This window comes from Haloarcula sebkhae, assembly GCF_014647415.1.
GTDB classification, from domain to species: domain Archaea; phylum Halobacteriota; class Halobacteria; order Halobacteriales; family Haloarculaceae; genus Haloarcula; species Haloarcula sebkhae.
The window spans coordinates 92,534-104,349 of record NZ_BMPD01000010.1; the positions used below are offsets into that span (position 1 = coordinate 92,534).

Below are 11,816 nucleotides of genomic sequence, written 5' to 3' on the forward strand. Positions count from 1 at the left end.
TCCCTCCGCATCACAGCGTTCAGAATCTGTGACCGCAGATAATTTGTGTAGAGATATCTAGAGGTCATGCCTTGTTATCTCCTGTCTCAAAGCCGTCGAACACTTCTTCGTTAAACTCTTGAGCTTTCTTTGCGGCCTCTTTGTCCTCTTTGAGGTCAACAGCCATGTCTTCAAAGTTATTCTCAAGTTCTTGCTCTGAGCCGGCTTCAATGAGTTGTTGGAGGACCTCCTGTTCGAACTGCCCACTGGACTGCTCTCGCTCAGAGAGAATTTCCTTTAGCCCCCCGACAGTTTGGTGGAAAACGTCGATTTTCCCGTAAAGCTTTTCCAGAACGTAGTCTTCTACCGTCCCCTCCAACGCGAGGTTGTATACGTAGACGTCTCGGTCCTGACCGATTCTATCGATGCGTCCAATCCGTTGCTCAACGCTCATCGGGTTCCAAGGGAGATCGTAATTGATGATCACGTTGCAGAACTGAATGTTCCGACCTTCGCTAATTGAGTCGGTGGTGACGAGGACACCCCCACGTTCCCTGAATCGCTGAATCTGGTTGTCTTTCTCTTCGCTTGACAATGATCCGCTCACACGGTGTACTGGGACATCGTTGCCGCCAGCGCCTGCATGTAGCGCGTCCACGATAGCGTCTTGTGTGGCGCGAAATTGGGTAAATACGATTGTCCGACCAGTATCCATCCGCTGGTTTACACTACGGATAATTTCCAAGAGCTTCTCCTGCTTCGTGGTTCGGTCGATTTGCCGTGCCTGCTTTGCAATTGAGAGGAGCTCATCGCGCTCTTGACCTCGCACATCTCGTCCATCACCGTCCAACCATTTTTCAACAGTACTGAGAACCGCCCACGGTGAGCTCACAACCTCTTTCTGCAGCATCAGCATTACGAGGTGCTGTCCGGCCTGTTTTGAGTAGTGATTTTTTACATAGTCTGTGACAGCACTGTACAGGGATTGCTCCTGCCGACTGGGTTTGAATGTCTTTGTCCGCACTTGGCGATCGGTGAAATCAATCGCGGTGTCCCCACGCTTGTGACGAATCATCACTGACCGAAGTTGGCGGTTCAGTTCGGCAGCATTTTGCACCCCGTCGGAATCGTCGTTCGGAAGATATCGCCGTTCAAATTCACTCTCGGTGCCAAACAGCCCGGGCTGAATTAGATTTGTCACATTATATAGGTCTGTAATGTCGTTCTGAACGGGTGTTGCAGTAGCGAAAAAGGCATATTGATATTCGATGTCGTCTACGAAGTCGTAGCGGTTGGTGTCTTGGTTACGCAGATAGTGTGCTTCGTCGACAATTAGTGCGTCCCATGAACGCTTCTGAATCTCGTTGGCATAGGAATCCCGCTTTGCAGTGTCAATGCTGGCCACGATTTTATCATACTCATTAAAACCTTCGAACCCATCATCATAGTTACAAACAAACTCAAGTCCGAACTTTTCACGCATCTCTTTCTGCCATTGCGTCGCGAGCTGTGCTGGTGTGAGGATTAAGAACGTATCATGAGCCTCACGAAACACCATCTCTTTCAGCACCATCCCAACTTCAATCGTTTTTCCCAACCCAACCTCATCTGCAAATAGTGCTTTTCCGTCCATCTGGAACAAAGCTCGATGTGCGGCGTCCAGTTGATGTTCCAGCAGCTGGACTTGATCCGAAATCTCTTCGAGAGATTGTAGCTCTTGTTGGCTTTGTGCGATTGAAAGTCGGTTTGCTTCGATATTAAGCAGATGGTCTGAAAGATCTTCGTCAGTCGATGTGCCGATCTTATCGAGTATGTCGGGGGAGTCTTCTAACTCGAAAGTGGTGTCGACGAGCGATTGGTCGTCTGTTGCCATCTAATTACGATATAGAATCATTAGGTGGAATTATAAGTTGTGGCTGGGAATGTCACCTCGATTGCATTTCCCGGTCCTATACCCCTCTTATCGGCTGTAACTTAATTTAAGCTCAACTGCTAGGGGGAGGTCTTTTTATATACCGGCCACTGTGAGAGCGTTTGGATATTCGCAGCCACTGGGTGGGGCTGCCGTCAGTTGAGACAGGGCACCTATTTGCCGCCGTGTGGTTGGCCTTGGAAGACCTCACCACTGGTCTGCGCCTGTCGGTGCTGGGCACGAACGTCTGGTTGGTCGTCGGCTTCGGTATCTGAAGACTGTTCGTCGACGGACTGCTGGTCAGTGCTCATGATCGGAAAACCTCTCACCCGGCAGGGGGTCACAAAATTGGTCCTAATACTGCCGTCAGGCTAGCATCGCTACAGTTCCATGCGCTTGGAATGAATTTCCTACAAATGTCGGAGTAGCACGTAGCTACAAGTCCTTGGTCGTCAACTACTCGCTTTGTGGAGGACTTAGACTCCCGATTGGAAGAATTTGCCAGTGAGATACAGAGGCTGTCCACAGATGCTGAACACCCGAAAACTGCATTTGAACTATTGGGGGTGGGGCAGTACGAAGACGCTTGGCAGTCATATCTCCAGTACTTTTTGACCCCAGACCAAACACATCAATTTGGAGGGGAATTTCTGAGGCGGTTCTTCAGTCTTCTCAGTAACAACGAGGTGATGTCGTTTTCACCTCCAGAGGCAGGCCTCCGGCCAGACCAAGGTATTGAGGTCACAGCGGAGCGTCAATCTTCAGACGACAATCGGCCTGATCTCATCATCACAAGTGGCTCCGAGTGGTTCCTTTGTATCGAACTGAAAGTGCATGCCTCAGAAGGAAGAGGAGACCAGCCCCAGACCATCCGGTATGCCAACGACGAACACATCGTTCCTGATGGGGTTTCAGCCTATGAGGACGGGGATTTCATTTATATTAAACCGAGAGAAGCTACACCTCCGGCTTCAGCGTCATTTTCGGACCTCGCTTGGGGGGAAGTCCAATCGGTCGTTCAGGATACGCTGGCAAATATGACCGAATACGCCCCGGCACGAACAATCGCACAGCTCTCAGACTTCTCGACGCTCATCGATTCTCAGCTATCCATGACAGAAATAGACGAAGATACACGACAGCGCAAAGACCTCTACTTCGAGTACCGCGACGAAATCACCGAAGCCGAGAATGCCATCGAAACGTTCGTAAAGAGTACTTTACAGCAGAATTGGCGACAGGCACTAGAGGGAGCGTACAAGCCAGGCAACGATCAAGAAATAGAGTGGCAGTACGGCGCCATCGGAAAGGGATACGGTCAAGTTCGCACCCCTCGCTGGGTGTCGGCCAAATCCGGTTCAGAGGAACTCGATATTCACTGGGAGCACAAACCTACAGAGGACGACTTCACGAAGGGGCAGCTTCGGTTCATACTTGAACTGGAGGAGCCAGACCGCTCAACAATGGACAACGACAGCGGCGAACGGTACCAGCAATTTCGAAGCGATATTCTCGCCCAAATTGAAACTGCAATTCAGCCGGCTGAGAACCCACGCTGGGAGGAATTAGATGTCTCTCCAGGCCGGTCGCAAAAGAAGTTAGCTCGATTCGTATATGAGTACCAGCCTGGTGATGAGAACGGGTACTATCAAAGCCTTCAGTTCGCATTAGAAGACTCAGAACCGGTCTCCCGACTTGTGACGGAAATTCTGGACGCCGAAGACTACACGCGATACTTGAAAGAGTAGACAAGCACAGGTCACGTCGAACATGAGGTTCAGGGTTACATGACCTCCTGTCGACTTAGTGACTGTAGCGTCATGAGGCATACATGAAACGCATTTACTGTGGGATGTCGTTGCAGTGAACAATGCCCTTCATCGCGGTTGACCCTGTTGACAACCGACCCCGGATTCCAGTCGGTGTTGGTGATGATGAGGGGGTCCAGTGCCCTGTTTGTCAAGACGCCCTCCGCGTCCGGGACGGACCCAGTATTGCCCGGCATTTCTATCACCCACCGGACTCAGACTGCTCAGGAGAGTCGCCGCTCCATCTTCGGATGAAATCAATCGCAGTCGACAAAGTTCAAAAGGAGTACCCAGATGCGACCGTTCACGTGGAATTTGTAACCGACGAAGTACCCCGACGTGCGGATGTCTTTGTGGAGTTCGAGCACCCGAAGCGACCACTTGGTAGTGGCATCGCAGTTGAGGTCCAGTATCAAAACGAACAGAAAGACTTCGTCGAGACGACCGCCAGCTATCTTGATGGCGGATGCAGTGTTATCTGGTTGTTTGAGGAGAACTATGTCGGTACACACCCAGACTACGAAGATGTCGAGTTACCCGAACCATTGCCTGTGTGGCCGTTCGGTGTTCCCCACGGTGAGCCAGAATCGCCCGACACGCCAATCCCAGACTACCTTGGTGTGACAGAAAGTGAACTGATAGAAGCGCTGCCAAACCATGTCGATGGACAGGTAACGCTGACTGATTTCCCTGCTACGCCTGAAGAGGAGGAAGAAGCCGACCCGCTACCGGAGTGGAGTCGAGAGAAAGCATTGCGACTTAGCCTTTCAGTGGACTGTCCTGGTGTTCAGGCAGTACATCGAGCGTGGCTTGAGGGAAAGATCCAACATGAGATCAAGTCACATCGAGGAACCCTCGAAGACCGCCGGGACATAGTCGAATCGGAAGCGCGTACCACATACTTCTCACATCGGTTTACCCGAGACGATGGGGATACGTTCGAACTCAGCGTTGGTGTGACATCATCTGAGAACGGTGAATTGATTATTCGAAGCTACAGCGGAACAGGGGAGAATAAACTTAGATCACCAGCTGGCACGAGTATCGCGACATCACTGACGGAGTTTGCAATGGATATCTGTTATGTACTCGAGTGCATCGATTCTGCAACTACAGAAGAGTGGTCCAAACAAATCGATTCAAAGCTGTGCGAATTGTGTTATGTAGTCTCTCCAGCCAGCACCGAAGCAGCCAGCGTTAAGTTAGAGGGTGAAAACAACACCATGGAACTGCCATTTAGCCAGTCCCACAGACAACCACTTCTGGAACTCTGTGCGAAGGTTCGACTCTGGCATGATTGTCAGCGTGTGCAGCTTTGATCGGTTGTTAGATCACGTTAGCTAAACGAGTAGATGAGTTGGAGTCGGCAATTGAACGCACTAACGATGTGATTGCTATGCTTGTCGCCGGGAGGTCTCGCCAACCGACGAGGTAATTGCTGGGGGAGCCATCTGGATCTCCCTCTGAGTTTGACTCTGGTGACACAGCTTACTACATCACGTTGAGCTTGGACCGTAGTTGGCCGCTCGTTGAGCGCATTAGCTTGTCATCTGGCTAAGAATCCCTTCGAGCTCATCGAAACACGTCAGGATTGGCAGTTAGACAGTGAGCTACTCGGGGTTCGACCGGTCAGAACTTTCCATCACAAGCCGGACAGGTGGGTTCGTCACCATCTGTTGACGGCACCACGCTGAGCTGGCAGTAGTCACACCACAACCGTCGCTCGTGGGTCCCATCTGGTGTGTTGTGGGTCATGACTGGGCATACGTCCGTTGGAGGCAAGAGTTTCACTGCTGGTTAACCAACACACTAAGGCCGGACATCTCCGTGTTGGTTAATTCGGCATCGGCGAGGGGTGTCGATTCAAAAAACTGCATTACTGGCTGGTCGATGACACTTTCGAGACGGTGATGCTGCACCATATGTACAGAGACTCCGCATGAAAAGACAGTCATACGGTTACTGTGTGATCTATCGGTCTATTCAGATGTCGTTGTGTGGCCGTGTCCGTGTTGGCTGGGTCCCAGACCAGATTTCTATGGATCTTGAGTTGCTGGTGGCCGATTTCTTCGATTGTCATCGGAGCGGGGACGAGTGAGGCAGTAGTTCCGGAGTCCAACGTCTCGGCGACACATGATTTCGAGGAGCGTTTCGGTCGTTTGGTCAGCGACGTAGGTGGTGCCTTTTGGCTCGAGCCGCCAATTGATCGGCTTGCTGAAAAAAGCGGACATCTTCGAGATAGTTGATCCGGCACTGGACCGAGCCCCGATTCAAGGCTCGCTCGAAGTGGCACCGGTGCCGGTCGATGAGTTCATTGGGTGTCGGCTGTTGACTCGAGGCTTGCATTGAGTGTCTTGACGTAGCTTGTTGCGCCACCGAACATTGGGACGAAACTCCGAAGCCGCTCAGGTGGCATCTCTGGCTGGTATTTTGGAGTTCAGTACCTGATCTTTGGGACTACGCAGTTGTGGAAGGAGTCTGGGAGATAGGGCATCTGAGTTCACTGTTAGATAGTTAGAAAGTACTGAGAGAACAGACAGACACTTGTTATCAAGTCATTAGGTTTAGTAGTCATCTAATCGTAAAAAGTTAATTACTATAGTAGAATTAAATAAACGATGACTGATCTAGAGAATCTCAAATATCACCTGCAAAAGAAACAGGACTTCTTGTTCGGCGAAACCCGTTCAATAAATTCACCTGAGGATACTACCTTGCTTCCCGAGCATAAGTCATATGTTCAGCGGATAACGGATGCGGTCCCAACCCACGATATCGTAATCCTTGTCGGAGCACAAGGAACCGGGAAAACAACTGCTGCATATCAGGCACTCTCTACACTTTCTGAACAGGAATATACAGTATCAATTCCCGCACTGGGCAACATCAGTGCTGCCGGGGAAAATGAAATCACGTACTTAAGCTATCTCACCGGGGAAGGCGAAGGAGCCGCGAAGGACATCGTACTCAGAGGGGTACGGTCCAGCCTTAACAACCAAAACAAAACTCTGGTACTTGAATACCGAGCAGAACTCGCTAAAGGGCTTATTCCAGATATCCGGAAAGAATGGCCGTCGCTCCTTGACTCTGAGCGTGTTTGTATGATCGACTTCCAAGCGGCCTCTAGGCAAAGTGTTGCAGAGCAGTTGGCTAAACGTACCCTCTCAGTCCCAGAGCAAGAGGCTGGTTCGGATCTTGTTTCTACGATTGTTGAACGTGGTGGCCAGTTGCCAGTGCTAACACTCGCTGCAGCGCGGTTATCGTTTGATACTGACTGGTCTACGGACAGTGTTGACGTTACCAAGACAATCGATGAGAATCTGATTGAAACGCACATTCAGCGTGATGATGGAACGGGAGACTTTCTTGGCCCGCTGGAGGTGCTAGCTATCACTGGCAACATCAACTTCGAAACCTATGCAGACATCGCCGATTTGCCGCGAAACGATATACGAGTGCTTTCTGAGGTTGAAGAGCTTGTTATACGAGACGAACACGAAGGCGAAGTTGCACTTCGGTCATCACTCCTTTCACGCGTATTGATCCGACGTGTGCTTGCCGACGACCAGCGCCGGACAGAACTCAGTTCACTCCCAGAGGAGCACAGCGAACTTCGCCACAGTGTTGAGCAGGTGGTACGGGAGTTTGTCATGGTCGCCACTGCTGCTCGCGAGCGTGGGGCCGAAGAAGACATCACGGAGCCTGCAGTTGAGTTCATCAGTCAGTGGATTCAAGCGGCCAAGCGGTCGGCAGCCACCAAGCAGGAATGGGGCGCTATTGCAGGTGCAATCGATATCTGTGCACGGCATCGGCTACCGGTTTCGCCAGCAGTATTCACAGACCAGGTTCCTGAACTGATGGAGGGCTACGAACGGTACGCTACGGAAGGCAATTTCAACCCACAGTTCGCCCCCACTGGAAGTAAGGTCGCTGCCAACAATCTCGGGCAGTTGTTCCTGTCGTGGTATCGTAATCCATCTGCGGTGGGTGATACTGATCAGGATGACATCACCGATGCAACGATGGGACTGATCGAGATTGGAAAACAGGAGGGAACTGGTCCGTCTCCGATCGAATTCTGGAAAAATGTCTTCGGGCAAGCGGTACGCTCTGCGACATATGGCGACCCGAACAATGATACAGACGAGATTGACGGATTAGAACAAGTGCTACTCGGAGAAGTGACTGACTCGTCTACCGGACAGGCAAAATATGGTATTCTCTCTGAAGTAGACGCAGATTCCCAAGAACAGCAGCGCGACGAAATTGTGTTCAAATTCTGGGCAGCAGCGACAGCGAAGATATTTCACGCACATCAGCACGAAACAGATCTGCTTGAGCGTTGGATGGCGTTCTCTACCGATCGAGCAGTTGCAATTGCTGAAAGCGAACTGGAGTACTATGAGCCACAGAGCTTTTTAGTGGACTACTATGTCCGAGTAGCTGTTGAACTCGAACAAATGGCTCCAGATGATGGGCAGTTTCCGTCTGGAGCGCAGATATTCAAGAAAGCGCTCTCGTCCAGCATTGGGACAGGTTCAATCGAGATGACCATTGACGAGTTCACAGAGAAAGCGGACTATCATCTCGAAGAAAATATCGGAACCAGATTGTAATCAGGCTGTTTCCTTCTAAACGCACAAACGCTATGACAGGTCAAATCCCCGTTCGGGGGTTACAAAATAATAGAAATCGACACGGATGAACATAGCAGTTCATCCTAAGAGGGGTAGATTGATTTCTTGAATTTAATCTGAACTTGACGTCAACGACGGAGTATAGACCATGCATAAAGTCCGGTGACAGTTTACACTGTACTACGCTGATTCTTTGCGTGATCGATATTCTTGACAAGCAAGGATTGATCCGAACTTGAGGCAATCAGTTCATGTAGAAGCGCATGCCGTTTTCCTCAAGAATATACTGGATTTAATATGATTCGGGAAGCTAAATTATAAATAACTCATTGTTAGCTCTAAGTTAATTTCATATTACTACGGATTATATCAGGCTAGCGGATAACGCCACTAGACTCTAAATCAACGAACGCGTCTGTCACTAATTCCTCAAACCCATCTCCAACCTCTGAGGTTGTCCCAAGGTGAGCAATATTAGCAAGCCTATCATGCAACTCTGGGTAATCTTTGCGTAGATTTACTGATGCGAATTCTTCAAACTCGAAGGCTTTGAACATCCTCTCGGTTCCGCTAGTGCCTTCGAGAGTCATGAATCTGACACACGGTGGACTAATGCGCCCGATAACCGTTTTTTCGTATTCTTTAGTATGAATCACTCCATATCCCCCGTGCTCGTTAATTGTCAGAAGATTTTCTGTGAAGGTTTTTGCAGCAGCCTGATTATCTTCCTTTACTTGGGCGTAGTCCCATGACAAGCCCATTCCCCAGTCACCGACACCAATCCCACGCTCCGTGAGGTCATCCAGAGTTGACTTCGGAAGGTCGGCGTTGTTCCGATGCGAGAAGATACGAGGTTCGGCCCCAATTTTCAACTCAGACATACGATAACACAATCTGAATAATTGGATTTAACATTGGCGGTTCTGCAGGTTAATTCCTATAACTAAATCGGTGTATAATGTTCAGGGGAGTTATAGGCTGATTATCATAGTTTCGGATATCTACTATGAGGTGGTCTATTGAGTCCGTCCTAATCCAACCTGCTCCGGTGAACCGTCTGAATCTTGCCCGGAGAACGCCTCCGGTGACACAGCCTGTTGCATCGCTTTTAGCTTCGACCGAAGCTGACCGCTCGTCGACCGCACCAGCTCATCATCAGGCCAGGAATGCACTTCGAGTCCATCGAAACGTGTCGCGACCTGTTGGACGGTATTCAACTGTGCAAGCGCGTATTCAACCCAGTACTGGTGGCTATCCTGCATCTGCTGGAGTTCCGTAACAACGTCATCGTAGCCGGCTTCTTTGGCGGCATCGAGACACTGCTGGAAGTTCGCGCCACGGGGATTGATCGGCTCGTGGAAGACAACGACCTCACCGAGTGCTCTGAAGTAGCTCAGTAGCTCGTGAAAGTCCTCTTCGTCCATCGTCGTGTGGGTGACATCGAGACGAACACCGACACACCGGCCTGCTGGAGTGTATCTAGCGCCTGCCAGCGAGTCATCGGTGGCGGGGCGTTCGGTTCCATCGCCCTGACGAGCGTGGCGTTGAAGGATAGAATCGACGAGCCGACAGTAATCCTGTCACCGGCAGCCTGGAAGAGATCGAGATCCAGAGTCACACCGGGGCTGCGTGTGAGGATACGGACGGGAATGTCGTGGGTGATGAGTTCGGCGACAGCGCCACGGGTAATCTGCGCCGTCCGGCGGTCCTGATAACAGTCAGTGCCACTGGACAGCATCACGACGCCGCGACCGCGCTCAGTCTGTTTGCGCTCGCTGGGATCACGTTCCTCCAGGATGTTGCCCAGTCGCTCCGGGAGGTCGTCCCGGTACAGCAGGTAGCTCCCCCAGTCGGTTTGTGGATCATCAACGTCGGCTTGCTCGGCAAGCATCCCGTCACGGCTATCGATAGCCGGTGTGGTTGGCACGTAGCAGAATTCACAGCCGTGTCGGCAGCCAGTGGCGACGTTGATGACGTGGTCGAGAGAGAGTTATACAAAATACTGCCAATTGATTGCTAAGCTGAGTGCAGTATTTTACTTTTTGAATATTTATGAAATATATCTAAAGCTATCTAATATGTTGAATATAGTAGAATAAGATATTCCGGAAACAGGAATATTATAACCTCGCTCTTTGCTTATATCACTATGTCGACAGCTGAGGATATATTGAAAGATGATGAAGCCCAAATCGCCGAAGTTCCTGTGGAACATCGAGAACAGTTTGGGTCAAATCGTATTGGTAGCGTAGTCGTGAGCGAGAACAGAGTGATTTTCTTGTACCTGACCGGTGGCTCTTGGACTCAATTCGCTGAATATGAGTTGTCCTCGACACCGTTCGCTCAGCACCAAGATGGAGAATTATATTCGGTATTTATTCCGGCACCGGACGGAAAACATGTCTCAGAACTGAAATCAGAATATATCTCTGAGATTGAACATGAAACGGGTCTTTCGTATTTTATGGATGTTCTTGAAACGAGTGGCCGAGAGCCTGCTGTAAATCCAGATGATTGTGGTTGTAGTCGAATCTCCTCAAACAAGGTATTAGTAGAAGATGAAAATATGGAACTTAGCGAATATTTTGATGAACATGAATTTCGATTTGTTTCCTGTAAGGAGTGTTTCAAAATATATGGTCGATATCGAGAAGGCAAAAAAGCATCACTGAACAAGCTTTTTTCGGCTGATTGGCTCCTTGGAGGAGACTTAGACGTAAATTCAATTATTGAGGTTGGTCAGCAAGATATCTTTGCTATTCACCATCCACCGAATGGTTCAGTCAGAACTCAAGACGCTGTCCTTACTTTATCACATATTGGAAACCGTTCGAGCGAAATCATCAGCACGTACAAGCATGAATATCAACACGCATTTTGCTATATCCAAGACGGGGAGATGATAGGATACCTTTCTTGGGAAGAACATGATAGAGGGGCCATACAATCTCAACTGTACATCCGTGAGAAGTATAGAGGAAACGGGTTAGCATCTACTCTTGTCTCAGACTGGTACAAGACTGTGTGCGACTCAGATCAGTACTTTGCCGATGAATTAACTGATGGAGGACGTGCAGTGCTCGATTCTATTGGACATCTTGATTTAGATTCAGGCCCTGCCCGCGAAGTTTACAGTCTCACACCGATGGCATTCGGTTGAGTTGTTTAAAATATACGACATTGACATAGAGGAAGATCGGTTTATAACCAACTGGAAAATGCAGGAAATTGATTAGCGGCTCTATGGCTCACCTGCTGCCTCTGCCTCCATCCTCGTGGCTATTCTGAAAATCTTACTAGGCAACGACTACGTCGGAGCCCTTTGCAGTTGGTGCAAGCACGTCGACGGACCCGGTCGGAACCTCCGCTTGAATCGCCCGATCAGCACGTCGCACTCGCTTGCGCTCTTCCACAGTGCAGCTCATGCCTCAACACCTCGTACGAAACCACAAGCCGATGAGACACTGACTTATTCATTAC

8 protein-coding genes and 1 pseudogene are annotated in these 11,816 nt (G+C 49.9%); 4 read left to right on the forward strand and 5 right to left on the reverse strand.

The window, feature by feature from the left end:
- Positions 1 to 64: 64 nt before the first annotated feature.
- Together IEY38_RS19990 and IEY38_RS19995 are read right to left on the reverse strand one after the other, a co-directional pair.
- The gene (locus IEY38_RS19990; RefSeq protein ID WP_188980600.1) at positions 65 to 1,852 is read right to left on the reverse strand and encodes a DEAD/DEAH box helicase; all 1,788 of its coding nucleotides are present in this window, start codon (positions 1,850 to 1,852) and stop codon (positions 65 to 67) included.
- Positions 1,853 to 2,064: 212 nt separating this feature from the next.
- Entirely contained in the window at positions 2,065 to 2,202 is a 138-nt protein-coding gene (locus IEY38_RS19995; RefSeq protein ID WP_188980602.1) for a hypothetical protein, read from the reverse strand.
- Positions 2,203 to 2,358: 156 nt separating this feature from the next.
- Between IEY38_RS19995 and IEY38_RS20000 the strand changes: the two genes are divergently transcribed.
- From IEY38_RS20000 to IEY38_RS20010, 3 genes are all read left to right on the forward strand, one after another.
- Positions 2,359 to 3,639, forward strand: a complete 1,281-nt coding sequence (locus IEY38_RS20000) for a PD-(D/E)XK nuclease family protein (RefSeq protein WP_188980604.1) — start codon at positions 2,359 to 2,361, stop codon at positions 3,637 to 3,639.
- Between the two features lie 122 nt (positions 3,640 to 3,761).
- On the forward strand, positions 3,762 to 5,018 hold the full coding sequence (locus tag IEY38_RS20005; protein ID WP_188980606.1) for a competence protein CoiA family protein: 1,257 nt from the start codon (positions 3,762 to 3,764) through the stop codon (positions 5,016 to 5,018).
- Between the two features lie 1,299 nt (positions 5,019 to 6,317).
- The gene (locus IEY38_RS20010; protein ID WP_188980608.1) at positions 6,318 to 8,315 is read left to right on the forward strand and encodes a hypothetical protein; all 1,998 of its coding nucleotides are present in this window, start codon (positions 6,318 to 6,320) and stop codon (positions 8,313 to 8,315) included.
- Positions 8,316 to 8,710: 395 nt separating this feature from the next.
- Here IEY38_RS20010 and IEY38_RS20015 read toward each other — a convergent pair whose 3' ends face one another.
- Complete coding sequence (locus IEY38_RS20015; protein WP_188980610.1) at positions 8,711 to 9,217, reverse strand: hypothetical protein; 507 nt, start codon at positions 9,215 to 9,217, stop codon at positions 8,711 to 8,713.
- 135 nt (positions 9,218 to 9,352) lie between these two features.
- A pseudogene (locus tag IEY38_RS21795) lies at positions 9,353 to 10,263 on the reverse strand (SPL family radical SAM protein).
- Positions 10,264 to 10,485: 222 nt separating this feature from the next.
- Here IEY38_RS21795 and IEY38_RS20030 point away from each other — a divergent pair.
- Positions 10,486 to 11,496: a GNAT family N-acetyltransferase gene (locus IEY38_RS20030; RefSeq protein ID WP_188980615.1), complete on the forward strand. Its 1,011-nt coding sequence runs from the start codon at positions 10,486 to 10,488 to the stop codon at positions 11,494 to 11,496.
- A 136-nt stretch (positions 11,497 to 11,632) separates the two neighbouring features.
- On the opposite strand, the gene IEY38_RS21720 is transcribed toward IEY38_RS20030, so the two are convergent.
- Entirely contained in the window at positions 11,633 to 11,761 is a 129-nt protein-coding gene (locus IEY38_RS21720) for a hypothetical protein (protein ID WP_268238782.1), read from the reverse strand.
- Positions 11,762 to 11,816: the final 55 nt, after the last annotated feature.